Raw genomic sequence first — 25,569 nt, 5'->3', positions numbered from 1 at the left:
ACAATCGTTGAGCCAATTTTGCTCTCCTTGTTGTAACCGCATGATGTAACGGCACAATGTAACCGCACAATATAACAACTGCATGAACGCCATCGGCACGGTATGCAAGCATGCAATACACTAGACCGCGTTTAGAAAGTACAAGAATCGCATATTGAGCGCGCGCGGCGCATTTCAAGAGCGCAATCTGTTGTCAGATTGAATATGTGATGAATGCATATACTTATGCATTCTATCGACTTGCAATCAATCGCGTGGTTCACCACCTGATAAAAATTCTGACATTCAGCCTATAAAGTTGCTTCATCAACATCATCAATCTTGCCAATATGTCATCTAGCGTCAAACCTGAACCAGCCAAAGGCAGCATCAAAACCCTGATCGGCCTGCTCCCCTTCCTGCAACCTTACAAGCGTCAATTCATGCTGGCCGGTCTGGCGCTCATCGTCGCCGCAGCAGCGACACTGGCGATTCCGTATGCGTTCCGGCAAATGATCGATCTTGGCTTCGGCAAGAGCGGCATCGGCGGTGCGGACGCCGCTGCAAGCACGCTGCACATCGATCTGTATTTTCTTGCTCTGTTCGGTGTGGCCTGCATCCTCGGCGTGGCGACGGCAGCGCGGTTTTATATGGTGTCGTGGCTGGGCGAACGCGTGACGGCGGATCTGCGCAGTGCCGTTTATGCGCATGTGGTCACGCAGAGCCCGCAATTCTTTGAAACCACCAAGACCGGTGAAGTGCTGTCGCGCCTGACCACCGACACGACGCTGATCCAGACACTGGTCGGCACCAGTATTTCGATGGCGCTGCGCAATGGGCTGCTGTTCATCGGCGGCATGGTCATGTTGTTCATCACCAGCGTCAAGCTGTCATCCATCATCATCGTGATGCTGGCGGCCGTCGTGCTGCCGATCGTGTTTTACGGCCGCCGTGTACGCAAGCTCTCGCGCGAATCACAGGATCGCGTCGCCGATGCCTCCGCGCTGGCCGGCGAGATTCTCAATGCCATGCCGACGGTGCAAGCCTTCACGCATGAAGAGATCGAAGCCAGACGTTTCGGCACATCGGTGGAGCGCGCTTTTCATACCGCCATGCAGCGTATTCGCGCGCGTTCGGTACTGACGATGATGGCGATTCTTTTGGTGTTCGGCGCGATCGTGTTCGTGCTGTGGCTGGGTGCGCATGCCGTCGTGCAAGGCAGCATGAGCGGCGGTCAGCTTGGTCAGTTCATCCTTTACGCCTCGCTGGTGGCCGGCTCCATCGGCGCCTTGTCGGAAGTGCTGGGCGACACGCAACGCGCAGCCGGCGCGACCGAGCGCCTGCTCGATCTGCTGACCGCAAAATCACCGGTTCAATCGGTGTTGCTGCCTGAAACCCTGCCACCGCGCACAGCCAACGGCGCAGCGCTGCAACTGGAAGACGTCGTCTTCCACTATCCGTCTCGCCCGGACAGCAGCGCATTGATGCATCTGTCTCTGGATATCAAACCGGGTGAAACCATCGCCATTGTCGGCCCGTCCGGCGCCGGCAAGACCACGCTGTTCCAGTTGCTGTTGCGCTTCTACGATCCACAGCAAGGCGCGATCAAACTGGATGGCGTTGATATCAAGTTTCTCTCGCTGCAAACCCTGCGCGGCGCCATCGGTATCGTGCCGCAGGACACCATTATTTTTTCTGAGAATGCCTTGGAGAACATCCGCTTTGGCCGTGCCGACGCCAGCGATGAAGAAGTTATCGCTGCGGCGAAGATGGCGGCGGCGCATGAGTTCATCGACCGCCTGCCACAAGGCTATCAATCCTTCCTGGGTGAACGCGGTGTGCGCTTGTCGGGAGGTCAGCGCCAGCGCATTGCGATCGCCCGCGCGCTGCTGAAAAATCCCCCGCTGCTGCTGCTCGACGAAGCCACCAGTGCGCTCGACGCCGAATCCGAACGTTTGGTGCAGTCCGCGCTGGAAGCCGCCATGATCGGCCGTACCACGCTGGTCATCGCACATCGTCTGGCGACCGTGCAGCGCGCCGACCGCATCATCGTGCTGGAGCACGGCCGTATCGTGGAGACCGGCACACATGCTTCGCTGATTGCGCAGAACGGTCTTTACGCCAGCCTGGCTGCGCTGCAGTTCAATACCGACTGAATGATGAAATCATGCGCCGTCTGGAAGAAACATAAAGAATCCGGCGGCGCCAAACACGGTTTCAAAAAATAAAATAGACTTCTGGTTTCACCGAACAACCACTTCCTCTACTTCCCACTTGCGAGCGCGCCATCCACCTCACGCGCGCAGCAAACAAACAGGAGCTTCCGATGAGCAGCAAATTATTCTCCCCGCTGAAGTTGCGCGAACTGACTCTGCCGAACCGTATTGCCGTCTCGCCAATGTGCCAATACTCGGCACAAGACGGTTTCGTCAATGACTGGCATCTGGTCCATCTGGGCAGCCGCGCTGTTGGCGGCGCTGGTCTGGTGATCGTGGAAGCGGCCGGCATTCTGGCCGAAGGCCGCATCACGCCCGAAGACGTCGGCATCTGGAAAGACGACCACATCGAACCGCTGCGCCGCATTACCCGCTTTATCGAAGCGCAGGGTTCTTTCGCCGGTATCCAGCTGGCGCACGCCGGCCGCAAAGCCAGCGCCTGGCGTCCATGGGCCGGCAAGGTCGGTACCGTACCTGCTGCAGAAGGCGGCTGGGATACCGTAGGCCCCTCGGCAATTCCTTTCGACGCCACCTTCAAAGCGCCTGTGGAGCTGAGCGTGGAAGCCATCGCGCAACGCGTGCAAGCCTTTGCCGATGCCGCACAACGTGCCTTCAAGGCCGGCTTCAAGGTCGTTGAAGTCCATGCGGCACACGGTTACCTGCTGCATGAATTCCTCTCGCCGCTGAGCAATCAGCGTACTGACCAATACGGTGGTTCACTGGAAAACCGTGCGCGCTTCTTGCTGGAAGCTGTCACTGCCGTACGCAAAGTCTGGCCGGCAGAACTGCCGCTGTTCGTCCGTTTGTCGGCAACCGACTGGACCGAGGGTGGCTGGAATCCCGACGAGACGGTTGCGGTTTCAAGCATGCTGCGCGATCTCGGTGTCGATCTGGTCGACGTCTCCAGCGGCGGTAACATTGCCACGGCGACGATTCCTACCGGCCCCGGCTATCAGACTGCTTTTGCCGCACGGGTAAAGAGTGAAGCCAGGATTGCCACCGGCACCGTCGGCATGATCACCGATGCCATTCAGGCAGAACATGTGCTGCGCACCGAACAAGCCGATCTCGTGCTGCTGGCGCGCGAACTGCTGCGCGATCCTTACTGGCCGTTGCACGCCGCCGATACGCTCAAGGAAAACGTCGCCTGGCCCCCGCAATACGTGCGCGCAGCATCGAGCAAGACGCCCTTGCGTGAGAACGTCGACTACAGCGACCTCGACTGATCCGACAGCGACATTCCGGGACGATAGGGACGATAGGGACGATATTCAGACTACATGTCAAAGGTATATCGTCCCGAATGGCGTCAATAGCTTCGTTTTTTGCGTTGGCCTGACGCAACTTTCCCAGCCGTGGTATAACTGAGCCACGGCATACGCCAGTCACCTCCGCAAGCCATTCCGCCGGATGTGATTTCAAAATTCTGCTTCACCTTCTTTCATCCATCAGATTCGCAAAGAGATACTCATCATGTACAAAGACGTTCAACTCTTCATCAACGGTCGCTGGACTGCCAGTGTCTCGGACCGCACAATTCCTGTCGTCAATCCTGCCACCGAAGAAGTCATCGGCCACATCGCCCACGCCAACAAGCAAGACCTCGACGCTGCACTGGCTTCCGCACAAAAAGGTTTCGATACCTGGCGCAATATCTCCGCATTCGAGCGCTCCAAGATCATGCGCAAGGCTGCCAACATCCTGCGTGAACGCGCCGACGAAGTCGCGCAACTGATGACGCTGGAACAAGGCAAGCCACTGGCGGAAGCCAAGGCAGAAACCCTGGGCGCCGCCGACACCATCGACTGGTTCGCAGAAGAAGCCCGCCGCACCTACGGCCGCCTCGTTCCGGCGCGCGTGCCGAATGCTTATCAGATGGTGATCAAGGAACCGGTCGGCCCTGTCGCCGCGTTCACACCATGGAATTTTCCGCTCAATCAAGTCGTGCGCAAGCTGTCCGCTGCACTGGCTGCAGGCTGCTCCATCATCGTCAAGGCACCGGAAGAAACACCGGCCTCGCCTGCCGAACTGATTCGCGCATTTGCCGATGCCGGCATTCCTGAAGGCGTGGTCAATCTGGTCTACGGCGTGCCATCGGAAATCTCCGAATACCTGATCCCGCATCCGATCATCAAGAAAATCTCCTTCACCGGTTCGACCCCGGTCGGCAAGCAACTGGCCGCACTGGCCGGCACGCACATGAAACGCGCGACGATGGAACTGGGCGGCCACGCGCCGGCCATCGTGTTCGACGATGCCGACATCGACACCGCCGCCAAGCAACTGGCGATGGCCAAGTTCCGCAACGCCGGTCAGGTCTGCGTCTCGCCGACCCGCTTCCTGGTGCAAAAGAAAGTGTTCGACGCCTTCGTCGACAAGTTCATCACCGCTGCCAGCCAGCTGAAGGTCGGCGACGGCATGACTGCAGGCACGACCATGGGCCCGGTCGCCAACAAGCGCCGCATCCCTGCACTGGAAGCACTGATCAGCGACGCTGTGGAACAAGGTGCGCAACTGCGCTTTGGCGGCAAGCGCGTCGGCGACAAGGGTTACTTCTTCGAACCAACCGTGCTGACCAACGTGCCGCTGTCGGCACGCGCCATGAACGAAGAACCGTTCGGCCCGCTGGCATTGATCAACTCGTTCGAAACACTGGACGAAGTGATCGCCGAAGCCAACCGCCTGCCTTTCGGCCTGGCTGCCTACGCTTACGCCAAGTCGGCGCAAACCAAGCACGCCCTGTCGACACGCGTTGAAAGCGGCATGATCACCATCAACCATCTGGGTCTGGCTTTGCCGGAAGTACCGTTCGGCGGTATCAAGGACAGCGGCTATGGCTCCGAAGGCGGTACCGAGGCGATCGAAGCTTACGTCAATACCAAGTTCGTTTCGCAGCTGGACGTGTAAGCACTTCGCACAGCGACAAAAAAGCCCGCGCTCTTGATTGAGCGCGGGCTTTTTTCATTGCGTGCCGATACGGCGGTATTACTTGGGAAGCTTATGTTTGCGACCGTGGCAATGGCAGCCAACGACGTGATCATCAATGACACCGATACCTTGCAGGTAGGCGTAAACAATGGTCGAGCCGACAAACTTGAAGCCACGCTTGAGGAGGTCTTTCGATACCTGATCCGACAGCGCCGTCTTGGCCGGCGCATCGCTCAGATTTTTCCATTTGTTGCGAATCGGCTTGCCGTCAACGTACGCCCACAGAAAAGGATCGAGGCCACCGACTTCATCGCGCAGGCGCAGATAGCTTTGCGCATTGGTGATAGTCGCCGCCACCTTCAACCGATTGCGGACAATGCCCGGATCGGCCAGCAGCTTTGCCACCTTGGCGTCGGTGTAGCGCGCGATCTTTTCCGGATTCCATTGATCGAAGGCGGCACGGTAAGTCTCGCGCTTGTTGAGTACGGTCTCCCAGCTCAGGCCGGCTTGCGCACCTTCCAGGTTGAGCATTTCAAACAGGCGGGTTTCGTCGTGACAAGGCACGCCCCACTCTTCGTCGTGGTAAGTCACGTAGCGCGGATTATCCAGATTGACCCAGGCGCAGCGTTGTACGCTCATTGCTTCCTCACTCATTGTCCAAAGTTTATAGCGGCCATAAAGGCGGTTCATCCATCAGCGCGATCTGCTCGCGCAATTCCAAAATTCTATCCTGCCAGTAGCGCTGCGTATTGAACCACGGGAAAGCCTGCGGAAACGCCGGATCTTCCCAACGCCGTGCCAGCCATGCGGAGTAATGAATCAGGCGCAAGGTGCGCAAGGCTTCGATCAGATACAACTCGCGCTGCTCGAATTCGCAAAAGCTCTCATAACCGGCCAGCAGATCGGACAGCTGGCGCACCATGTCGCCGCGCTCACCCGACAACAGCATCCACAAATCCTGAATCGCAGGTCCGCTACGGCTATCGTCAAAGTCGACGAAATGCGGCCCGGCGTCGGTCCACAAAACATTGCCGACGTGGCAGTCGCCATGCAGACGCAATTGCCTGATGTCGCCGGCACGATCAAAGCAGCGGCGCACACCGTCCAGGGCGTGATCGACCGTCGTCTTGTATGACGTCAGCACGTCCATGGGAATAAAATCATTGGCCAGCAGATAATCGCGCGGCTCTTCGCCGAAGGTGGCGATGTTCAGCGCAGGGCGATGTTCAAACGGACGTTGCATGCCGACCGCATGAATACGACCAATGAAGCGCCCCAGCCATTCCAGCGTGTCAGGGTTGTCGAGTTCGGGTGCACGGCCGCCATGCCGGGTGAAGGCGGCGAAACGGAACCCCTGAAACTCCTGCAGACTGCGGCCATTGGCCAGTTGCATGGCGGGAACGACAGGGATTTCCTGCTCGACCAGCTCGTTGACGAAAGCATGCTCTTCGAGGATCGCGGCGTCGCTCCAGCGTTGCGGACGATAGAACTTCGCCACTAGCGGCGGCCCCTCTTCCATGCCGACCTGATAGACCCGATTCTCGTAGCTGTTGAGCGCCAGCAGGCGGCCATCGCCGTACAGGCCGACACTGTCGAGTGCATCGAGCACGGTATCCGGCGACAGCCCGGCGAAGTTGAATACGGTGGTGGAATCGGTCATGGCTGCCATTGTACGTGCCCGGGACAGACAACGGGAAAGAGGAACCTGAAACCGGCAGTAATCCTCGCCTCCGCAGCCGAATGGAATTAAACTGCGGTTTTATTCGCAACACGGACGCACACCATGCAACTTGACCAGCCCCTCTCCGACGAAGAGTTCGACGAACTCGACGATTTCCTGTTATCAGACCGTTGTGCCGACGACGCCATGACCATGGATACGCTGCACGGCTTCCTCACCGCACTGGTGATCGGCCCGCAGGAAGTCCTCATGGCCGAATGGTTGCCGCGCGTCTGGGGCAGCCAGCCGGAAGACACCCCAAAGTTCAAATCGCCGAAAGAAGCCGAACGCATCACCGGCCTGATCGCGCGCTCGATGAACGAAATCGCCATCACGCTGGAAGTCGCGCCCAAGGAATACGAACCACTGTTCTGCGAGCGTGAGCACGAAGGCAAGAGCCTGCTCGACGGCGAAGCCTGGGCCGGCGGCTTCTGGGAAGGCATCCAATTGCGCGCCAAGGAATGGGATCCGATTTTCCACTCCAACCTGGCCGAGCTGATGCGCCCGATCTATCTGCTGGGTTCGGATGAGTTGGAAGAAGAAGAAATCCCGCTGATCGAAGATCCGGTCAAGGCACACAAGCTGGCGGTGGAAGTAGAATCCGCGATTCCGCACATCTACAAATACTGGCTGCCGCATCGCAAGTCGGCGGTGGAAACCGTGCGCCGCGACGGCCCCAAGGCCGGCCGCAACGACGACTGCCCGTGCGGCAGCGGCAAGAAGTACAAGAAGTGCTGCGGTGCTGACAAGGCGTCACCAGTTTGAACCTGTTTGCGATCTGTAGCGAGAGGCCATCAGCCGGTGGCGGCCGGAGCGGAGGAACCGGAATGTACTTGAGTACATGAGGATTCCGAGTACCGCCCAAGGGTTTCCAATTCACGGATCATGGCCTCGCAGTAAGATCGCGGACAGGTTCTAGGCTCCGGCGGCATCCCACAGCAGCTTGCAACCGGCAACAAACAGAGCCGCAACGGTAATCTGATAGAACCGCGCCTGGTTCACCTTCATCAGCATCTTCAACCCCAGCCAGTAACCGACCGGCGCCAGTGGCAGCAAAGCCAGCGACGTGGTCAGGTTGCGCGCATCGAACAAGCCAAGTGCGACAAAGGGCACCACCTTCACCGCATTGATCACTGAAAAGAAAATCACCGAGGTTCCGACAAACATCAATTTGTCGAGTTGCTGAGGCGCAAGATAAATCACGAACGGCGGCCCGCCGGCGTTGGCAATGAAGCTGGTGAAGCCTGACAGGGCGCCCCACACCGAACCTTTGGCGATACTGGGCTGCGTCGGGACAGCCGCGCTACCCAAGCCCATGGCTCGCTGCACGACGAAGGCGATCGATAAAGCACCAATCAGGCCGCGCAGCATAGCGTCGGACGTAAAACGGAAGGTCAATGCGCCGACCGAGATGCCGATCAATGCCGCAGGGATCAGAATACGCAGATTGCGCATGTCGCCTTTGCCGCGGAAAGTGATCAGTCCCATGATGTCCATGGCGATCAGCAACGGCAGCATGATGGCGGCGCCGACTGCGGGCGACGTCACCAGAGACAGGATGGGAATGGAAAGAATACCGAGCGAGCCACCGCCCATACCGGACTTGGAAATGCCGACGATCAGCACTGCGGGGATCGCCGCTGCGTAGAACAGCGGATCCTGGATCAAGGCAGAGTCCTCGACCGCAATCGCGTCGTCGGCGTGGTCATCAGAGGATTACTCCTTGATGAAATGCTCGCGGTAGTACTTCAGTTCTTCGATGGATTCGATGATGTCGGCCAGCGCGGTGTGCTTCTGATGCTTCTTGAAACCGCTTGCCAGTTCAGGCTTCCAGCGACGGCACAATTCCTTGAGGGTGGACACATCGAGGTTGCGATAGTGGAAGAAGGCTTCTAGCTTCGGCATACCGCGCGCCATGAAGCGGCGATCCTGGCAAATCGAATTGCCGCACATCGGCGACTTGCCGACCGGTACGAATGGTTTGAGGAACGCGATCAACGCCGCCGAGGCTTCTTCTTCGGTCACGGTCGATGCCTTGACGCGTTCGATCAGACCCGAGCGGCCGTGAGTGCCCTTGTTCCAGGCATCCATGCCGTCGAGGATTTCGTCGGACTGATGGATCGCGAACACCGGGCCTTCAGCCAGGATATTGAGTTCAGGATCTGTTACCACCACGGCAACTTCGATGATGCGATCGTTGTCCGGATCGAGGCCGGTCATTTCCATGTCCACCCAAATCAGGTTGAACTCGTTCGGACGGGCCGGGATCGTATAAGTAGGCGCGCCAGCATTGGCAACGTTGGCATCGGTGGCTTGTGACATAATTGTTCTTTCTGCAGGTTCTGCTTAATTCGGCACTTAATTTGTTGCTTGAATTGCGGCTTAATCTGTTGCTTGGGTCGACCGCTCATCCCATTCAGTTCGCCATTTTCATCGAATTTTTTGAACGGTTTTGCTGACCGCCATTTTCGCACAGGGAAAGAATGTATTCACTCACGTTTTCGGTTTTGTTTGTTGGTTTTCTGCTGTTGACCTTGCTCGTGAGGTTCTGGCTCAGCTCCCGCCATATCCGCCACGTATTGGCTCACCGCAGCGCGGTTCCGGCCGAGTTCGCCGAAAAAATCCCGCTGGCGGCACATCAGAAGGCAGCCGACTACACCGTCGCCCGCACCAAATTCGGCCTGCTGACACTGGTCGTCAATTCGGCCGTCCTCGTCGGATTTACGCTGCTGGGCGGCTTGCAATTGCTGTCGAGCTTGCTACTGGGATGGTTTGGCGGGCCGGGAATGCTGTATCAATTGGGATTGATTGTGGCGTTTGCGCTGATTTCCGGCCTGATTGATCTGCCCTTTGATTACTACCGCCAGTTCGTGCTGGAAGAGTATTACGGCTTCAACAAAATGACGCGCGGCCTGTTCTTTGCCGACACCGTCAAGAATTCGCTGATTGGCGCAGTCATTGGCTTGCCGCTGCTGTGGGTCATCCTGACGCTGATGGATAAGTCGGGCTCGCTGTGGTGGTTCTACGCATGGCTGGTGTGGAGCGGCTTCCAGCTGCTGATGCTGGTGCTTTACCCGACCGTGATTGCGCCGCTGTTCAATAAATTCACACCGCTCGACGACGACAGCCTGCGCGCGCGCATCGAAGGACTGATGCAGCGTGTCGGCTTTGCCTCCAAAGGTTTGTTCGTGATGGACGGTTCCAAGCGCAGCGCGCACGGCAATGCCTACTTCTCCGGCTTTGGCGCAGGCAAGCGCATCGTCTTCTTCGACACCCTGCTGGCACGTCTGGCGCCGCATGAAATCGAAGCCGTGCTGGCGCATGAGCTGGGCCATTTCAAACTTAAGCACATCGTCAAGCGCATCACCGTCATGTTTGCGATCTCGCTGGTGTTCCTGGCATTGCTGGGTTATCTCAAGGGTCAGGCCTGGTTCTACACCGGACTGGGCGTTGATCCGATGCTGTTCGGCAGCAACGATGCGATGGCGCTGATCCTGTTCATGCTGGCCTTGCCGATCTTCACCTTCTTGCTGTCGCCTTTGTCGTCGTTATCGTCGCGCAAGCATGAATTTGAAGCGGATGCATTCGCCGCGCAACACACCAATGCACAAGACCTCGTGTCGGCGCTGGTCAAGCTGTACGAAGACAATGCGTCGACGCTGACGCCTGACCCGCTGCATTCCGCCTTCTACGATTCGCACCCGCCGGCGTCACTGCGCATCGGCAAACTGCACGCCACGCTGAACGCGGCACACTAAGGTAAAAGGAAATCATCATGACACTGACCGCACAATCGCTGCTCACGCAAAAGAGCCAGCATCAAGTCACCGCTCTGAGCGATGCCGACGTGCAGCAAACCCTGCCGCTGGTGCCGGGCTGGGCACTGGAACAAGGTAAGCTGGCCAAGACGTTTTCATTCGAGGATTACCACGAGACACTAGCTTTCGTGAACGCCATCGCATATGTGATCCACGCGGAAGATCATCACCCCGAACTGGTCGTGACCTACAATCGCTGCATCGTCAAGTTCGACACGCACAGTGTCAACGAAGGACGCGGCGGTTTGTCGATCAATGACTTCATCTGCGCCGCCAAGGTGGATGCCGTGTTCCACCAGACGTTTTCTTAAGCATGACCGTGACTGCACAAAAAAATACTACGGAAATCGGCACCATCATCGCCGCACACGGGCGCCATTATCTGGCGCAAGTCGGCGAAGAGAAACTGCAATGCGTCACCCGCGGCAAGAAGAGCGACGTCGCCGTCGGCGATCGGGTCAACCTCAAACGCACTTCGGCCAATCAGGCTGTCATCGAGTCCATCGCCGAGCGCAAGACCTTGCTGTATCGCTCGGATCAGTACAAATCCAAACTGCTGGCTGCCAACGTCACGCAACTGTTCATCGTGGTGGCGACGGAACCGGGCTTCACCGATGACCTCATCTCGCGCGCACTGGTGGCGGCGGAATCGGCCGGCGTCGATGCGCATATCATTCTCAACAAGACCGACATCGAAGCCGCGTTGCCGCGCACGCGCCAACGCCTTGAGGTGTACCGCAAACTCGGCTATCCGGTGCATGAAGTCTCGGCGCAGGCGCACCCCGACGCGACCCGTGACACTTTCCTGCCGTTGCTGCAAGGCCAGACCACAATCCTGATCGGCCAGTCCGGCATGGGCAAGTCGTCGATCATCAACCTGATCGTGCCGGACGCCGACATCGCCGTACGTGAAATCTCGGCCGCGCTCGACACCGGCAAGCACACCACTACGTTCACGCGCCTGTATGTCATGGCCGACGACACGGCGATCATTGACTCGCCCGGCTTTCAGGAGTTCGGTTTGTATCAGTTGAGCGAAGGCATGCTGGAACGCGCCTTTCGCGAGTTCGCGCCGTATCTCGGCAAATGCAGGTTCTACAATTGCCACCATCTGACCGAGCCCGATTGTGCTGTGCTGGCCGCCGTCAAAACCGGCGAAATAGCGGCGATGCGGCATCAGTTGTATGTGCAGTTGCTGCATGAGTCGTCGCAGAAATTGTATTGATTGCCCGGACTCTCTTTGCAAAAAGCCGCTCTTGAGAGCGGCTTTTTTGTATGACCGATTGCGAACCAGACCTTCGTCAGAATTTGTACGCCGCGCTCAACAAGCCGCTGCGCGGACTGCCCGGCATGATCTGCGACAACCCCGTCGATGTAACGTAGTAATTTTTGTTGGCAAGATTGGCCACCGCAAACGTCACTTCGGCATTGCGGAATCGATAACCCATTTTTGCGTCCCAACGCGTGTATGCCGGCAAATCCAGCGAGTTGTTGATATCGACGTAACGTGCGCCTTCATAGACAACGCCGGTTTCGGCGAAGAAGCCTTGCGTCGGTGCATAGCTGATGAAGAGACTGCCATTCGCGCTCGAAACGCCCACGGAACGCTTACCCTGGATATTGGTTCCGCAGGTACGGCACGACCCGGATTCCAGCACGCGCGCATTCTGCACGCTGAAACCGCTGCGGATGAACCAGTTACTCGCCAACTGACCATTGACGCCAAGCTCGATACCGCGATTGCGTTCAAGGCCGGTCAGCACGAACAGATCGGGACTGGAAGCTACCTGAGTACGGCGGTTGTATAAATCGAGCTGGAAGATGGCCAGCGTGGAGCTGATCTTCTTGTCGAACCAATCGCTCTTGACGCCCACTTCCACCTGCCTGCTGAACTGCGGATCGAGTGCGTTGACGTTGCTGGTAGTGCCGGTGTCGAGTCCGACCGTGTCGGCACCGCCGGAGGGGATGAAGTTCTTGCTATAGGAGGCGTAAAAACTGTGATCCCTCAGCGGCGACCACACAACGCCCAGTCGAGGGCTGATTGCAGCAGTGGTGCGCTGGGCGCGGCTATTGTTGACCTGATTCAATGAATCAGCGGCAAACCGATCCCAACGCAAGCCTGCCAGTATTTGCCACTGCGGCGACAAGCGAATCTGATCCTGCGCATAGAGCGCATAGCCGCGCGCTTTGTGTACGCTATTGGAAAATACCGTCGGGGTCGGGCCGTTGTCTGGCGCATTATTTGGCGTCAGCAGCGATACTGACGTGGCATTGGCTCGCCACAAGCGGGGATGACGGGTTTCATCGGTATATTCACTACCGAACAGCAATCGGTGTTCCACACTACCCGTCATGACTTTGCCCTCCAGCTCGAGGCCGGCCTGCAGATTGCGTTGCTTCAGATCCTGCAAAAAGCGGCTGCGTGTCACCATGCTGTTGCCAGGTCCTGCAAGACCTCCAGCGAAAGTGTTGTCGAAACGGCTGTCCAACGCCAACACGCTGAGGACGTTGCGAATTTTCCATTGATTGTTGAACTTGTGTTCCAGCGTCGACCGGATATTGGTGCTGGTGTCCTTGATGTCATCGCGCCCCAGCGCACCGTACGTGGTGGATGGCGCTGCAGGCGGCAAGTAGTAACTGCCGTTGGCGCGTCGTCCTGCCGGCATGCCGCGATCAGGAACCCGTTCAAACTCATTGTATTCGGTCTGCAATAACCAACTTGTGCGCTGGTCGTCCCACTTGATCGATGGCGCGACATATTGGCGCGTGCTGTCGACACCGCTGCGAAAGCTGTCGGCACGTTCTCGACCGGCATTTACGCGCATTGTCCATTCGTCGGATAGCACCTGATTGACATCGGCTGATGCGCCAAGACGGCCATAGCTGCCGGCGCTTACCTGCACGCTGTTTTGCACGTCATGTCCCGGTTGCTTACTGATGCGATTGATAACACCGCCCCCGCTTCCCCGCCCATAAAGCACTGCTGCAGGTCCCTTCAGTACCTCGACGCGCTCGATATTACCGAGACCCCGTACATATTGCGCATCGTCGCGAATACCATCGAGGAACAAGTCGCCGACGCTGGAAAAACCGCGAATACGGAATGCATCAAAGCGTGTGTCCGAAGCATTTGAAATCCCGGGAATGCCGCTCAAGGCATCTGCGAGGGTGCGTCCACCGTACGATGCAACGTCTTCCACCGCAACGCTGTTGATGGTTTGCGGTATGTCGCGCGTCTCGGTGTCCGATCTGGTGGCGGTATTGACTGAAGCAGGACGCGGATCGTAGTGGCTGCGCTTGCTGCGGATCTCGACTGTGGGCAATCCAGCCTCGCTCCCGGCTTCTTCAGCCGCATAAGCGTAGTCGAAAGAAGACGCGATAGAGCAGATGGCAATGGCCAGCGGCCGCAGCCGTGCAGTGCAAAGGAAGCTTCCGTAAGCATGACGACGGAAAGAAAAAAATGACATATTGATCACTCGACTGGTCTTTGGAAGGAAGCGCAGTCTAATGATTTACATTGAGAACAATTCTCAATTAATTAAAAATCCCAGAAAAATCGTTGAATGCCGATCAGCTCGCCGAGATGGTGAAAACGCTGACCAAAATTGATTTGAATAAATATCAAAGTGACAACGTTATTGCCCTACCCTGCCTTTTCTGTTTTGTGGTCCGCTCAAGGCGTCGGCCCCTCTCTAACGGTTCGCTGTTTGGCCTGATAAAGGCAACAATGACAATAACAGCACGACGGCGAGCGGCTCATTGTGAGGCTCACATGCTGTTCACCCGCTTATGCCTGCTTTTGGGTATCTTTTTGGGCCGAATCCCTTATAATTGAAGCAGTTACAACAATCGGCGGCAGGCGCCCACTGGCCGCCGTTTTTATTTATGGCAATCAAACACTACCTGCAGTTTTCCGACTTTACGCTTGATGAGTATGAGTACGTGATCGAGCGGTCGCGTGTGATTAAACGCAAATTCAAAAACTACGAGCCGCATCACTCGCTGGCCGATCGTACGCTGGTCATGGTCTTCGAGAAAAATTCGACCCGTACCCGCCTGTCCTTCGAAGCCGGCATGCACCAACTCGGCGGCGCGGCGATCTATCTCAATACCCGCGACAGCCAGCTTGGCCGCGGCGAACCGATCGAGGACGCTGCTCAAGTGATGTCGCGCATGTGCGACGTCATCATGATCCGCACTTTCGGCCAGGAAATCATCGACCGTTTTGCCGCTTATTCGCGCGTACCGGTGATCAACGGCCTGACCAACGAACAACATCCCTGCCAGGTGCTGGCCGATGTGTTCACCTATATCGAGCATCGCGGCTCGATCAAGGACAAGGTCGTGGCCTGGATCGGCGACGCCAACAACATGCTGTATTCATGGTTGCAGGCCGCTGAAGTATTCGGTTTCCACGTCAATGTGTCCACGCCCAAGGGCTACGACATCGACATGAAACAGGTCAGCCCCGGCAATCAGCGCTACACCTTCTTCGCCAATCCGGCAGATGCCTGCCAGGACGCCGATCTGGTCACGACGGACGTCTGGACCAGCATGGGTTATGAAGATGAAAACGCCGCGCGGTTGAAAGCGTTTGACGGCTGGATCGTGGATCAGGCCAAGATGTCGCGCGCAAAGCAGGACGCGCTGTTCATGCATTGTCTGCCGGCGCATCGCGGCGAAGAAGTTTCTGCTGAAGTCATTGACGGCCCGCAATCGGTCGTCTGGGACGAAGCAGAAAACCGCCTGCATGTGCAAAAGGCTTTACTCGAATACCTGGTGCTGGGGAAAGTAGCATGATCGACCATACCGGCTTTACGCCCTCCGATTACGATCGCAGCAAAAGCTTTTACACACAGGCGCTGGGCGCCATCGGCTACAGCCTGCTGCTGGAACTGCCTGCTTCCGTGACCGGCAGCACCGATGTCGCCGGTTTTGGCGAAGCGCCCAAGCCGGACTTCTGGCTGGCACGCGCGACTGCCGACAAACCGGCGCACAGCCCGACGCTGCATTTTGCCTTTCGCGTGACGACACGCAGTACAGTCGACGCGTTTTACAAAGCGGCTTTGGAAGCCGGTGGCCAAGACAACGGTGCTCCCGGCATCCGCGCGCATTACCATCCGGATTACTACAGCGCTTTTGTCCGTGACCCGGACGGCCACAACATCGAAGTTGTTTGCCACGTGCCAGCGTGACGGTAACACCGGCAAATAAGTAAAATTCAATCAATCAGTCATCACTAGCCAATACGATCATCATGTCCAACATTCTGCAATCCGTTCCGGTCAACGAAAAAGTCGGCATCGCCTTCTCCGGCGGCCTCGATACCAGCGCTGCGCTGACCTGGATGCGCCAGAAAGGCGCCATTCCTTATGCCTACACGGCCAATCTGGGTCAACCGGACGAACCTGATTACGACGCTATTCCGAAGAAGGCAATGCAGTACGGTGCAGAACTGGCGCGACTGATCGATTGCCGCGAACAGCTGGCCAACGAAGGTATCGCAGCGCTGCAAAGCGGCGCTTTCCATATCTCCACCGCCGGCATCACATATTTCAACACCACACCGCTGGGCCGTGCCGTCACCGGCACCATGCTGGTCGCCGCCATGCGTGAAGACAATGTCGACATCTGGGGCGATGGCAGCACGTTCAAGGGCAATGACATCGAGCGCTTCTACCGCTACGGTCTGCTGGTCAACCCTAACCTGCGCATCTACAAGCCTTGGCTGGACAATACCTTCATCGACGAACTGGGCGGCCGCAAGGAAATGTCCGAGTTCATGATCAAGTCCGGCTTCGACTACAAGATGTCGGTGGAAAAAGCCTATTCAACCGACTCCAACATGCTGGGCGCGACCCACGAAGCAAAAGATCTTGAATACCTCAACAGCGGCATCAAGATCGTTCAGCCGATCATGGGCGTGGCATTCTGGCGCGACGATGTTGAAGTCAAGGCGGAAGAAGTCACCGTGCGCTTTGAGGAAGGCCGTCCGGTCGCCTTGAACGGCAAGACCTTCGAGAACATGACTGACCTGATTCTGGAAGCCAACCGCATCGGCGGCCGTCACGGCCTCGGCATGAGCGACCAGATCGAAAACCGCATCATCGAAGCCAAGAGCCGCGGCATCTATGAAGCGCCAGGCCTGGCATTGCTGTTCATCGCTTACGAGCGCCTGATCACCGGCATCCATAACGAAGACACCATCGAGCAATACCGCGACAACGGCCGCAAACTGGGCCGTCTGCTGTATCAGGGCCGCTGGTTCGATTCGCAAGCCATCATGCTGCGCGAAACCGCACAGCGCTGGGTTGCTCGCGCCATCACCGGCGAAGTCACCATCGAACTGCGCCGCGGCAACGACTACTCGATCCTCAACACCGAGTCGGCCAACCTGACCTATCAGCCAGAACGTCTGACCATGGAAAAGGGCGAAGGCGCGTTTTCGCCGCAAGACCGTATCGGCCAGCTGACCATGCGCAATCTGGACATCACCGACACCCGTCAGAAGCTGGCGATTTACCAAAGCACCGGCCTGCTGGCGACCAGCACTGCCGTGTCGCTGCCGCTGCTGGAAAAAGAAAAAGACGCGAAGTAATCACATCACCCTCCACGGATACAAGACAACATGACGACTCAATTCGATAACGTTACCGTCCTGAAAAAGGGCAATGTATATTTCGACGGCAAGTGCGTTTCGCACACCGTGATTTTTGCTGATGGCACCAAGAAGACGCTGGGCGTGATCCTGCCGTCGTCGCTGACATTCAACACAGGCGCGCCGGAAATCATGGAAATCAACGGTGGCAGCTGCAACGTCCGCCTGAAGGGCGAAGAAGCCTGGAAGACTTACACTGCAGGCACCAGCTTCAATGTTCCTGGCAACTCCAGCTTCGACATCGAAGTGACCGAGACCGTGGACTACGTCTGCCACTTCGGCTGATCAAAATCGCTTTGCAAATAAAAAACGCGGCCAAGTTTTCCTGGCCGCGTTTTTTATTGTGCGTCAATTTTTGTCCTCTGCGCGAATCAAATGAATACTGGCTCCGGCTCCAGTTTCACGCCGAATCTGCCCTGTACGTCGGCCTGAATCGCCTGTGCCAACGCTGCGATTTCCTGGCCGCTGGCGCCACCGCGATTGACCAGCACCAAGGCCTGCTTTTCATACACACCGGCCGCGCCCAGCGACCTGCCCTTCCAGCCGCATTGGTCGATCAACCAGCCTGCTGCAAGCTTGTAGTCGCCATCTGGTTGCAGATAGCTCACCAGTTGAGGATGCTGTACCAGCAATGCATCGCGCAGTTGCGCCTGCACGATGGGGTTCTTGAAAAAGCTGCCGGCATTGCCGATCTGCGCCGGGTCGGGCAGCTTGCGCGTGCGGATCGCGATGACCGCATCCGCAATGTCGCGTGGCGATGGCGCGGTGATTTGTCGCAGTGACAATTCCTGCATGACGTCGGCGTAGTTCATATTCGCCTGCCATTGTTTGGGCAGAGCAAACGTTACGTCAAGCACCACGGCGCGATCGCGCAGCGCTTGTTTAAACACACTGTCGCGATAACCAAACCGGCATGCGGCATTGTCCAGCGTGATGGTCTTGCCGTCGATAAAATCGAATGCAGTCAGGCAGTGAAAACGATCCTTAACCTCGACGCCATAAGCGCCAATATTCTGAATTGGCGCAGCACCGACGCTACCGGGAATCAGTGACAGATTTTCCAGCCCGCCCAGGCCGAGATCGAGCGTCCACTGTACGAAACGATGCCAGTTCTCGCCCGCCGATGCCTTCACGTAGACACATGTTTCATCTTCGTCAACGATATGCATACCGGCGCCGCGCATGTGCAACACCAGACCGGGAAAATCCTGTGTCAGCAGCAGATTGCTGCCGCCCCCAAGAATCAGGCGCGGCAGGACCGACAGTTCCTTGTCGTTTGCGACGGCAAGCAGCATGTCGATGCCGTCGACCGGCAGATACACGGCGGCCTTGGCGTCGATGCCGAAAGTATTGAGATGGCGCAGGGAAAAATCCCGCTGAACAGGTATGGGAAACATAAGCGCAGGATTATAGCGCAGCACCTCTGCTCACCCTGCCCACTTGCTTCACAACAGCGCGCAAACATAGCCGCAATCCCGGTTGTCCGTTAAAATCACGTCTTTCAGGTGCCGGCGCCTTGCATCAGCTAAGGTTCGCGCCAGTAAGACGCCACAGAACATAAAGGAAATCACCATGCCATCGTTTGATACCGTCTCCGAAGCCAATCTGGTTGAAGTCAAGAATGCCGTCGACCAGGCCAACAAGGAAATCACCACCCGTTTCGACTTCAAGGGCAGCGACGCCCGCGTCGAACAAAAGGAACGCGATCTGACCGCTTACGCCGATTCCGAATTCCAGCTGGGCCAGGTCTGCGACGTGCTGACCAACAAGATGACAAAGCGCAATGTCGACGTGCGTTTCCTCGATCATGGCAAGATCGAAAAAATCGGCGGCGACAAGGTCAAGCAAGTCATCAAGGTCAAGAATGGTATCGAGACTGAAGACGCTAAAAAAATCGTACGTGTCATCAAAGACAGCAAGATGAAAGTGCAAGCCAGCATTCAGGGCGACGCCGTGCGCGTGACCGGCGCCAAGCGCGACGACCTGCAAGCCGCCATGGCGATGCTGCGCAAGGAGATCAAAGATCTGCCGCTGGAATTCAACAACTTCCGCGACTAAGCTCATTCAGAACCAATCAAAACGCCGGCAAACAAGTCGGCGTTTTTTTATGGGCGAACGAAACAGCCAACCTTTGCTGCCCTACGTCCGCATGCCCGTAACTTCCGGGCTCTGCGTGATAGTGGAGACCCGCACCAAATATTTTCGATTCTTCTCCCCTTCATCAAATCTCCATACAACGTCAATTTAATCGCAAATATTGCAATTCAGAATCATTCCGTCTTTGAGGCGTTTATCTACTTTATATCGACGAAACGCCATCAAGAATCGAGCAGCTTCTGAACTCTGCGATCGCAGAAACATTGCGTAACGCGCCCTTGTGATACCGGGTGCAAAAAATTCCGCAGAGGGTTTCCAGGCGAACCTTGATCATTTTTATCACCTCGATCATCAAAGGCCAGCCATTTAACCTGGGGGTGAGTCGTCGCCTGCTCCGGCGCTCTCAGCCACGCACTTTTTGGAGTAAACCATGGCAGATTCCACTGGATCGATCTCAACAAAAGCTGGCCCTCTTGACGTCGCAACTATCGTCAGCAAGCTCATGGAAGTCGAAACGAAGAAAACGTTACCTGCGCTGGTGAACAGAGGTAAAAGTATCAGCACGCTGATTTCTGGCTATGGCAACCTAAAAGGTGTACTGGCGACCTATCAAACCGCCATCAAAGGCCTGACGCCCGCCAGCTTTAGTTCACAAAAGGCCGCGCTCACAAATGCAAGCAGCGCGACCAATGCCACTACAGAACCATTTACTACCGACATCAACAGTGACGACTCCACCAAATCACTGGCGCAAAAACTGAAATCTGCGGCATTCAGCCGCAATCAAATCTTCAGTGCGGGTGATTCTGTCGCAATCAAGATAGGCAGCGGCTCCCCGACTTTTGTCACTCTTACAGCCGACGCAACGCTTGCCGGTGTGCGCGACGCGATCAACCGATCCTCCGCGGGAGTAACCGCCTCCATTACCACCGCTGATGACGGCGACCATCTGGTGCTCGAATCGCAGACCGGCGGCACCGGCAATACCGTCAAGATCGCTGCGAACAACAGCCTGTCCTCACTGGCCTATGACCAATCCCGCGCCGTGCCGACAACCATGACGGAAATTCAGGCTGCGCGCGACTCCACCAAAGCGGCATCCGGAACCTATACCGTCGACGTGTTGCAACTGGCGCAGGCACAGAAAATCACTTCGGCACGTATGGCGCCGGGCACGACGTTCGACAATGGTATCCTCGCGATCAAGACCGGCAACGGTTCGACCGCCATCATCAAGCCGGCCACGAATTCCCTGGCGGGTGTACGTGACGCCATTAATGCCAGTGACGCCGGCGTTCTCGCCACTATCGTCAGCAGTAGCGCCGGCGATCATCTGGTTGTTTCAGCCAAAGACAGCGGCGCAACAAACACCTTGCGCATTACTGGTACCGGCTCGTTTTCCGCACTCTCTTTCACCCCTGGCGGCACGATTACTTTGCCGGCCGTACCGCCCGGCCAGACCTATGATTCAGGCAACTTGCGTCTGACCAGCGGCGAGAATAGCGTCGATATCACGCCCGCCGATACGGACGGCAATGGCACGATTGACCTAAGTGACGTCATGAGAGCGATCAACACTGCCAATAATGGCGTCACGGCGTCCATACTCAATGACGGCGCGCAAAACCGTCTTGTATTGACACCAACCGGAACGTCGCCAGTTTCGCTCTCGGGAACGCAGAGTTACGCCGATCTGAAGGGAAGTTCAATGGGGCAGTTAGTGAAAGCACAGGATGCCAAGATCAGTATTGAAGGTGTCGTCGTCGCCTCTCCCAGCAATAAAGTGAAGAACGCCATTTCGGGAGTGCAACTGAATCTGAGCAAGGTCACCACGTCCACAGACAAATTCACACTGAATATCTCCAACGACACCTCCGGCATGACCAGCGCAGCCAACACGCTAGTCACCGCCTACAACAGCTTGCTTAAATCAGTGAAAGACATGACCAAACAGGTCATCTCAAAAAAACTTGGCGAGGCAAGCCAGTCAGCCCCATTGGCAAGTGAATCGAGCGTAAAAACGTTGATGAGCCAACTGCGCACTGCCTTGACAGCCTCCGTTGAGGGAGGAGGTCAAACCTCGCTGGCGCAAATTGGAATTACTTTTCAAAAAGATGGTGGTCTGGCATTGGATGCGACCAAGTTCTCGGCTGCGATCACCAATGATTTTGAAGGTGTGAGCAAATTGTTCTCATCAAAAAATGGCGGCGTGACTCAACTGCAAAAACTGACAGAAGATATCCTTGCGGACAAGGGCATCATCGCCACGAAGTCGAAGGGACTCGAGGGAAGCCAGACGCTCAACAGCAGAAAGCAAACCGCCGTAAATGCAAATCTGCTCGTGTTGCAGGATTCTTACACCAATCGATTCAATCGACTTAACAAGACCCTGGCAAGCATGGGACAGACAAGGGACTACCTGTCGGATCAATTGGCGAGACTATCGACGAAATAAAATAAAACGATTATTCCGTCGAGATTACCGGATCTTCTCGACGGAATAATCTTTCCACTATCTGCCCTCAATCTGACTACATAAAAATAACCGGGCCTTTGTATCGAAGCAGGGGCGCGGTACTCAACGTACCCGACTCGATCCACGGACATGCCTCCCACCGGCAACTTTCAAGTCGATGTACGGCTGCGAACAGGCCAGCGCATCTCAAACCTCGTTCCCCCACCAGGAGCCGGCAGACATGCAGCGACTCCGCCATGCGCCCTGGCAATCTCCGCAACAACGGCCAGTCCCAGACCACTTCCACCAGCCAGTCCTGCTCGCGCCTCGTCAGTGCGATAAAAAGCGTTGAATACCTGCAACATAGATTGGCGAGAAATACCCGGACCGTCGTCCTCAACGCGAAGACAAACCCGCTCGCCCGCCACCTTCACTTGAATTCTTATCTGCCCTTGCATGGCATGACGCCGTACGTTATCCAGCAAAGCATAAAGTGCCTGGCGGACACGCATCGGATCGCAAGATACAATGCCTGACTCCAAATCCATAACGAGCTCCTGACCTGTCTCTCGCAGAATGTCTCTGAACAATTCCACCACCGAGGCAACCTCGGACGCCAGATCGATATCACGAAGATGCAGCACAAGATGGCCACATTCGGCTAACGCGACTACGCGCAGATCGTCGATCAGGCGTGCCAGATTCTCAGTCTGATCTAGCAAACTGAGATACTGCGACTTGTCCGATTCAAGTATCCCGTCAGCCAGACCTTGCAAGCGTGCCTGCAAGATCGTCAACGGTGTACGCAACTCGTGCGTAACGGCGGCATTCCAAAAAATGCGGTGCTCGTCACGTCCTTGCAAGCGCTCAGCCAAGGCATTGAACTCGTCCACCAGTTGGTCGGTGTGACTGTTGGAGTGACCGCTGTGACCGCGATCACTTCCACTGTCCGCTGCCCGTGCCCGTGCGGCTGAGTCTCCTCGCGACAGGCGGCGCATGCAATCAATCACCGAATTCAAAGGCGTCAAAATATGGTGCGCCAGTCTGATCGCCGTGACAGCAGCTACGGCCAGACCCAAGACCGTCGCGATGAGCCATGACCAATGCAGTCCCGCAAGCGGCAAATCCGGTTGCCCTGATCCATAGAGATGCTGCGCCAGATAATAATGGTGGAAATACAAAACCGTCGTCACGACCAATATTGCAAAGAATGCTGTTGCGATCATCGATAAGATGATCCGGCGGCCCAAACCTGTCTTCGTCATTCTTTGCTCCATAGCTTGTAGCCAACACCACGTACGCCTACCGGAATATCCGTTATTCCGATCATCTCCAATTTTCTTCGCAACTTGCTGATATGACTGTCCACAGTGCGCTCCAGACTATCTCCCTCGGGCAAGCAGACTGACAAGAGCTCAGCACGGCTTGATACACGCTTGGGCGAACGGGCCAGATGCACGAGCAGATTGAACTCGGTCAGAGTGACGATCAGCGTGTGCTGCCTGCCTTCGACAAAAACTGTCACTTCATGGTTATCAAGATCGATTTCAAATGGTGCGGCACGCAAGATCTGAGAGTCTTTTGCTACGGCACGCGAATAGGAGCGACGCAAAACCGCCTCCGTTCGGGCGATGACTTCCGCAGGATTGAATGGCTTGACGATGTAGTCGTCGGCGCCGATGCGCAGCCCCGTCAACTTGTCCACATCCTGATCAAATGCGGTCAACATGATGACTGGTGTGTCGCCCCTATTGCGAATCTCAGCGAGTACTTTCCAACCGTCGATATGCGGCATATTGACGTCAAGCAGAACCAGATCCGGTTTCAGCGACAAATGATAATCCAGCGCTTGCCGGCCATCGACCGCACAGGCCGTGCGCAGACCGCTGTGCAGCAGATACGCATTGAGCACATCCACAATTCCAGGCTCATCGTCGACAATAAGGACAAGGGCCTGCGGGGTGCTGGTGGCTCTTGATGAAATGAGAGTATCCATAGCGATGATCAAAAATACTTAGCGCTTTGAAAGACATTCGCGTCGTAATCCGGCTGGTGGCAGCAATGATCGGTGCAACGCGCTGACGGCGCAGATGATCAATATTCTCAATGCTGGGCGCGGTCATCGCCATATAGTCGATATGGATTCATGCAGACTCGCACCATATCTCTTGGAAAGACTTGGCAAGCGTATCACCTTGATTTCAGCTCGGATGCAGACGATGCGCCGCCTGCCAAAATAGAAGATGGTTATCGACATAAGTCGATATGTAGGCAATATAAAGTGAAAGAGAAATTCAATTTTTTAAAACCTTTACCAGCAATCCTTATCAATTCAAAAAACAAAAAGATGGGATACATTTCCCTGCAACTATTTTGCAAATCAGTTACTTGATCGAACAGCAATAAAAAAGGGCTGAATTCCGATTTGGAACTCAGCCCTGCGAGTACGTATTACATTGGTGGCCATCTTCGCTCAGACGGTCGGTTCAGATCAACCATCTGCGGCAAAACAAACTCAAGCAGCGTCGCGATCACCAACCAAACGACGTTGCTTGACCGCTTCTGCCAGACCTTGCAGCACGCCCAGGCTTTCTTCCCAGTTAATGCAGCCATCGGTCACCGATTGACCATAAGTCAGTTCTTTGCCCGGCACCAGATCCTGACGTCCGGCGATCAGATTCGACTCGACCATCACACCGACGATGCGCGTGTCGCCGCCAGCAATCTGACCTGCGATATCGGCACAAACCGGGATTTGGTTTTCCGGCTTCTTCGAGCTGTTGGCGTGAGAGGCGTCGATCATCAGGCGCGCCGCCAGACCGCTCTTGGCGATGTCCTGGCAAGCCGCTTCGACGCTTGCTGCATCGTAGTTCGGCGTCTTACCGCCGCGCAGGATGATATGGCAGTCTTCGTTGCCGGCGGTCGAGACGATGGCCGAGTGACCGCCCTTGGTAACCGACAGAAAATGGTGAGGCTGCGACGCTGCCTTGATTGCATCGACGGCGATCTTGATATTGCCGTCGGTACCGTTCTTGAAGCCGACCGGGCACGACAGGCCGGAGGCCAGTTCGCGGTGGACTTGCGATTCAGTAGTGCGTGCACCGATCGCGCCCCAGCTGATCAGGTCGGCGATGTACTGTGGGCTGATCACGTCAAGGAATTCGGTGCCGGCAGGCAGGCCCAGTTCATTGATATTGAGCAGCAATTCACGCGCAGTACGCAGGCCGTCGTTGATGCGGAAGCTGTTGTCCATGTAGGGATCGTTGATCAGGCCCTTCCAACCCACTGTCGTACGTGGCTTTTCGAAGTAGACGCGCATGACGATTTCGAGCTCACCCTTGAATCGTTCGCGCTCGACTACCAGGCGGCGGGCGTATTCCATCGCTGCCTTGGTGTCGTGGATCGAGCATGGGCCGATCACGACCATGACGCGATCGTCCTGGCCGTGCAAGATGCGATGCAACGCGGTGCGGCACTCTGCCGTCGTGCTCTCGACTTTTTCGCTGCCGCCAAATTCGCGGATCAGGTGCGATGGGGGTGTCAGTTCTTTCATTTCTCTGATGCGTAGATCGTCGGTGCGCGGCATTTTTTTCTCCTGATTACAATCTGAATTGGGTGAATTCGAATGGGTAAAAAAAAACCGCCATCACTGGCGGTTTTTTAGAAATTCGGTTTGGTCTCTACTTACGAACGCTTAC

The 25,569-nt window shown here is 56.4% G+C and carries 23 protein-coding genes and 1 other RNA gene; 14 read left to right on the top strand and 10 right to left on the bottom strand.

The window, feature by feature from the left end; translation table 11 throughout:
- Window positions 1–329: 329 nt before the first annotated feature.
- The 3 genes from hmeg3_RS06940 (at window position 330) to hmeg3_RS06930 (ending at window position 5,102) form a co-directional block, all read left to right on the top strand.
- Window positions 330–2,135 (top strand): ABC transporter transmembrane domain-containing protein, encoded by a 1,806-nt coding sequence (locus hmeg3_RS06940; RefSeq protein ID WP_094563091.1) that lies wholly within the window; start codon window positions 330–332, stop codon window positions 2,133–2,135.
- A gap of 170 nt (window positions 2,136–2,305) precedes the next feature.
- Entirely contained in the window at window positions 2,306–3,421 is a 1,116-nt protein-coding gene (locus hmeg3_RS06935; protein WP_094563090.1) for an NADH:flavin oxidoreductase/NADH oxidase, read from the top strand.
- Window positions 3,422–3,668: 247 nt separating this feature from the next.
- Window positions 3,669–5,102: an NAD-dependent succinate-semialdehyde dehydrogenase gene (locus tag hmeg3_RS06930; RefSeq protein ID WP_094563089.1), complete on the top strand. Its 1,434-nt coding sequence runs from the start codon at window positions 3,669–3,671 to the stop codon at window positions 5,100–5,102.
- A 78-nt stretch (window positions 5,103–5,180) separates the two neighbouring features.
- On the opposite strand, the gene hmeg3_RS06925 is transcribed toward hmeg3_RS06930, so the two are convergent.
- The gene (locus hmeg3_RS06925) at window positions 5,181–5,762 is read right to left on the bottom strand and encodes a DNA-3-methyladenine glycosylase I (RefSeq protein WP_050475741.1); all 582 of its coding nucleotides are present in this window, start codon (window positions 5,760–5,762) and stop codon (window positions 5,181–5,183) included.
- Window positions 5,763–5,787: 25 nt separating this feature from the next.
- Window positions 5,788–6,783: a serine/threonine protein kinase gene (locus hmeg3_RS06920; RefSeq protein WP_094566182.1), complete on the bottom strand. Its 996-nt coding sequence runs from the start codon at window positions 6,781–6,783 to the stop codon at window positions 5,788–5,790.
- Window positions 6,784–6,906: 123 nt separating this feature from the next.
- On the opposite strand from hmeg3_RS06920, the gene hmeg3_RS06915 reads away from it, so the two are divergent.
- Window positions 6,907–7,608, top strand: coding sequence for a UPF0149 family protein (locus tag hmeg3_RS06915; RefSeq protein WP_094563088.1), 702 nt, complete (start codon window positions 6,907–6,909; stop codon window positions 7,606–7,608).
- Window positions 7,609–7,611: 3 nt separating this feature from the next.
- On the opposite strand, the gene hmeg3_RS06910 is transcribed toward hmeg3_RS06915, so the two are convergent.
- The 3 genes from hmeg3_RS06910 to orn all read right to left on the bottom strand — a co-directional run bounded on the left by hmeg3_RS06910 (window position 7,612) and on the right by orn (window position 9,165).
- Window positions 7,612–7,686: non-coding RNA, sX9 sRNA (locus tag hmeg3_RS06910), on the bottom strand.
- Between the two features lie 72 nt (window positions 7,687–7,758).
- Window positions 7,759–8,511 (bottom strand): sulfite exporter TauE/SafE family protein, encoded by a 753-nt coding sequence (locus hmeg3_RS06905; protein WP_094563087.1) that lies wholly within the window; start codon window positions 8,509–8,511, stop codon window positions 7,759–7,761.
- 48 nt (window positions 8,512–8,559) lie between these two features.
- Window positions 8,560–9,165 carry an oligoribonuclease gene (gene orn, locus hmeg3_RS06900; protein WP_094563086.1) on the bottom strand — a complete coding sequence of 202 codons (606 nt, stop codon included), beginning with the start codon at window positions 9,163–9,165 and terminating at the stop codon, window positions 8,560–8,562.
- Between the two features lie 161 nt (window positions 9,166–9,326).
- On the opposite strand from orn, the gene hmeg3_RS06895 reads away from it, so the two are divergent.
- From hmeg3_RS06895 to rsgA, 3 genes are read left to right on the top strand one after another with little or no spacing between them, the layout of a single operon-like run.
- Window positions 9,327–10,601, top strand: a complete 1,275-nt coding sequence (locus hmeg3_RS06895) for a M48 family metallopeptidase (RefSeq protein ID WP_094563085.1) — start codon at window positions 9,327–9,329, stop codon at window positions 10,599–10,601.
- Between the two features lie 17 nt (window positions 10,602–10,618).
- Window positions 10,619–10,972, top strand: coding sequence for a 4a-hydroxytetrahydrobiopterin dehydratase (locus hmeg3_RS06890; protein WP_094563084.1), 354 nt, complete (start codon window positions 10,619–10,621; stop codon window positions 10,970–10,972).
- A 2-nt stretch (window positions 10,973–10,974) separates the two neighbouring features.
- Window positions 10,975–11,886, top strand: coding sequence for a ribosome small subunit-dependent GTPase A (gene rsgA / locus hmeg3_RS06885; protein ID WP_094563083.1), 912 nt, complete (start codon window positions 10,975–10,977; stop codon window positions 11,884–11,886).
- A 76-nt stretch (window positions 11,887–11,962) separates the two neighbouring features.
- Here rsgA and hmeg3_RS06880 read toward each other — a convergent pair whose 3' ends face one another.
- The gene (locus tag hmeg3_RS06880; protein ID WP_094563082.1) at window positions 11,963–14,128 is read right to left on the bottom strand and encodes a TonB-dependent siderophore receptor; all 2,166 of its coding nucleotides are present in this window, start codon (window positions 14,126–14,128) and stop codon (window positions 11,963–11,965) included.
- 418 nt (window positions 14,129–14,546) lie between these two features.
- Here hmeg3_RS06880 and argF point away from each other — a divergent pair, with 418 nt between their 5' ends.
- The 4 genes from argF (at window position 14,547) to hmeg3_RS06860 (ending at window position 17,604) form a co-directional block, all read left to right on the top strand.
- Window positions 14,547–15,461 carry an ornithine carbamoyltransferase gene (gene argF / locus hmeg3_RS06875; RefSeq protein WP_094563081.1) on the top strand — a complete coding sequence of 305 codons (915 nt, stop codon included), beginning with the start codon at window positions 14,547–14,549 and terminating at the stop codon, window positions 15,459–15,461.
- The gene (locus hmeg3_RS06870) at window positions 15,458–15,856 is read left to right on the top strand and encodes a VOC family protein (RefSeq protein WP_094563080.1); all 399 of its coding nucleotides are present in this window, start codon (window positions 15,458–15,460) and stop codon (window positions 15,854–15,856) included. Before argF ends, hmeg3_RS06870 begins: the two co-directional genes overlap by 4 nt.
- A 62-nt stretch (window positions 15,857–15,918) precedes the next feature.
- Window positions 15,919–17,259: an argininosuccinate synthase gene (argG, locus tag hmeg3_RS06865; RefSeq protein WP_094563079.1), complete on the top strand. Its 1,341-nt coding sequence runs from the start codon at window positions 15,919–15,921 to the stop codon at window positions 17,257–17,259.
- A gap of 30 nt (window positions 17,260–17,289) precedes the next feature.
- Window positions 17,290–17,604 carry a pyrimidine/purine nucleoside phosphorylase gene (locus tag hmeg3_RS06860; protein ID WP_094563078.1) on the top strand — a complete coding sequence of 105 codons (315 nt, stop codon included), beginning with the start codon at window positions 17,290–17,292 and terminating at the stop codon, window positions 17,602–17,604.
- An 86-nt stretch (window positions 17,605–17,690) separates the two neighbouring features.
- Here hmeg3_RS06860 and murB read toward each other — a convergent pair whose 3' ends face one another.
- Window positions 17,691–18,716, bottom strand: coding sequence for a UDP-N-acetylmuramate dehydrogenase (gene murB, locus hmeg3_RS06855; protein WP_094563077.1), 1,026 nt, complete (start codon window positions 18,714–18,716; stop codon window positions 17,691–17,693).
- Between the two features lie 175 nt (window positions 18,717–18,891).
- Here murB and hmeg3_RS06850 point away from each other — a divergent pair, with 175 nt between their 5' ends.
- Together hmeg3_RS06850 and fliD are read left to right on the top strand one after the other, a co-directional pair.
- Entirely contained in the window at window positions 18,892–19,377 is a 486-nt protein-coding gene (locus hmeg3_RS06850) for a YajQ family cyclic di-GMP-binding protein (protein ID WP_050475729.1), read from the top strand.
- Between the two features lie 469 nt (window positions 19,378–19,846).
- Window positions 19,847–21,871 carry a flagellar filament capping protein FliD gene (fliD, locus tag hmeg3_RS06845; RefSeq protein ID WP_094563076.1) on the top strand — a complete coding sequence of 675 codons (2,025 nt, stop codon included), beginning with the start codon at window positions 19,847–19,849 and terminating at the stop codon, window positions 21,869–21,871.
- 170 nt (window positions 21,872–22,041) lie between these two features.
- Here the strand turns inward: fliD and hmeg3_RS06840 are convergent, their stop codons facing one another.
- Together hmeg3_RS06840 and hmeg3_RS06835 are read right to left on the bottom strand one after the other, a co-directional pair.
- Window positions 22,042–23,136 (bottom strand): HAMP domain-containing sensor histidine kinase, encoded by a 1,095-nt coding sequence (locus hmeg3_RS06840; protein ID WP_094563075.1) that lies wholly within the window; start codon window positions 23,134–23,136, stop codon window positions 22,042–22,044.
- Complete coding sequence (locus hmeg3_RS06835) at window positions 23,133–23,867, bottom strand: response regulator (RefSeq protein WP_094563074.1); 735 nt, start codon at window positions 23,865–23,867, stop codon at window positions 23,133–23,135. Before hmeg3_RS06835 ends, hmeg3_RS06840 begins: the two co-directional genes overlap by 4 nt.
- A gap of 150 nt (window positions 23,868–24,017) precedes the next feature.
- On the opposite strand from hmeg3_RS06835, the gene hmeg3_RS24655 reads away from it, so the two are divergent.
- A complete protein-coding gene (locus hmeg3_RS24655; RefSeq protein ID WP_157739221.1) occupies window positions 24,018–24,263 on the top strand; it encodes a hypothetical protein in 246 nt (81 codons plus the stop codon).
- A gap of 123 nt (window positions 24,264–24,386) precedes the next feature.
- On the opposite strand, the gene aroG is transcribed toward hmeg3_RS24655, so the two are convergent.
- Entirely contained in the window at window positions 24,387–25,457 is a 1,071-nt protein-coding gene (gene aroG, locus hmeg3_RS06830; protein WP_094563073.1) for a 3-deoxy-7-phosphoheptulonate synthase AroG, read from the bottom strand.
- Window positions 25,458–25,569 lie beyond the last annotated feature (112 nt).

It is taken from the genome of Herbaspirillum sp. meg3 (assembly GCF_002257565.1).
Lineage (GTDB): Bacteria > Pseudomonadota > Gammaproteobacteria > Burkholderiales > Burkholderiaceae_D > Herbaspirillum.
This window is presented reverse-complemented; position numbering and strand designations above follow the sequence as displayed.

Bases quoted from the DNA above. Each gene is read 5' to 3' on its own strand.
- fliD (WP_094563076.1), top strand. From the start codon at position 19,847: ATGGCAGATTCCACTGGATCGATCTCAACAAAAGCTGGCCCTCTTGAC.
- hmeg3_RS06940 (WP_094563091.1), top strand. From the start codon at position 330: ATGTCATCTAGCGTCAAACCTGAACCAGCCAAAGGCAGCATCAAAACC.
- murB (WP_094563077.1), bottom strand. From the start codon at position 18,716: ATGTTTCCCATACCTGTTCAGCGGGATTTTTCCCTGCGCCATCTCAAT.
- hmeg3_RS06890 (WP_094563084.1), top strand. From the start codon at position 10,619: ATGACACTGACCGCACAATCGCTGCTCACGCAAAAGAGCCAGCATCAA.
- hmeg3_RS06935 (WP_094563090.1), top strand. From the start codon at position 2,306: ATGAGCAGCAAATTATTCTCCCCGCTGAAGTTGCGCGAACTGACTCTG.
- hmeg3_RS06880 (WP_094563082.1), bottom strand. From the start codon at position 14,128: ATGTCATTTTTTTCTTTCCGTCGTCATGCTTACGGAAGCTTCCTTTGC.
- hmeg3_RS06920 (WP_094566182.1), bottom strand. From the start codon at position 6,783: ATGACCGATTCCACCACCGTATTCAACTTCGCCGGGCTGTCGCCGGAT.
- hmeg3_RS06860 (WP_094563078.1), top strand. From the start codon at position 17,290: ATGACGACTCAATTCGATAACGTTACCGTCCTGAAAAAGGGCAATGTA.
- rsgA (WP_094563083.1), top strand. From the start codon at position 10,975: ATGACCGTGACTGCACAAAAAAATACTACGGAAATCGGCACCATCATC.
- hmeg3_RS06870 (WP_094563080.1), top strand. From the start codon at position 15,458: ATGATCGACCATACCGGCTTTACGCCCTCCGATTACGATCGCAGCAAA.
- argF (WP_094563081.1), top strand. From the start codon at position 14,547: ATGGCAATCAAACACTACCTGCAGTTTTCCGACTTTACGCTTGATGAG.
- hmeg3_RS06840 (WP_094563075.1), bottom strand. From the start codon at position 23,136: ATGACGAAGACAGGTTTGGGCCGCCGGATCATCTTATCGATGATCGCA.
- hmeg3_RS06850 (WP_050475729.1), top strand. From the start codon at position 18,892: ATGCCATCGTTTGATACCGTCTCCGAAGCCAATCTGGTTGAAGTCAAG.
- hmeg3_RS06895 (WP_094563085.1), top strand. From the start codon at position 9,327: ATGTATTCACTCACGTTTTCGGTTTTGTTTGTTGGTTTTCTGCTGTTG.
- argG (WP_094563079.1), top strand. From the start codon at position 15,919: ATGTCCAACATTCTGCAATCCGTTCCGGTCAACGAAAAAGTCGGCATC.
- hmeg3_RS06915 (WP_094563088.1), top strand. From the start codon at position 6,907: ATGCAACTTGACCAGCCCCTCTCCGACGAAGAGTTCGACGAACTCGAC.
- hmeg3_RS24655 (WP_157739221.1), top strand. From the start codon at position 24,018: ATGCAGACTCGCACCATATCTCTTGGAAAGACTTGGCAAGCGTATCAC.
- aroG (WP_094563073.1), bottom strand. From the start codon at position 25,457: ATGCCGCGCACCGACGATCTACGCATCAGAGAAATGAAAGAACTGACA.
- hmeg3_RS06925 (WP_050475741.1), bottom strand. From the start codon at position 5,762: ATGAGCGTACAACGCTGCGCCTGGGTCAATCTGGATAATCCGCGCTAC.
- hmeg3_RS06835 (WP_094563074.1), bottom strand. From the start codon at position 23,867: ATGGATACTCTCATTTCATCAAGAGCCACCAGCACCCCGCAGGCCCTT.
- hmeg3_RS06930 (WP_094563089.1), top strand. From the start codon at position 3,669: ATGTACAAAGACGTTCAACTCTTCATCAACGGTCGCTGGACTGCCAGT.
- orn (WP_094563086.1), bottom strand. From the start codon at position 9,165: ATGTCACAAGCCACCGATGCCAACGTTGCCAATGCTGGCGCGCCTACT.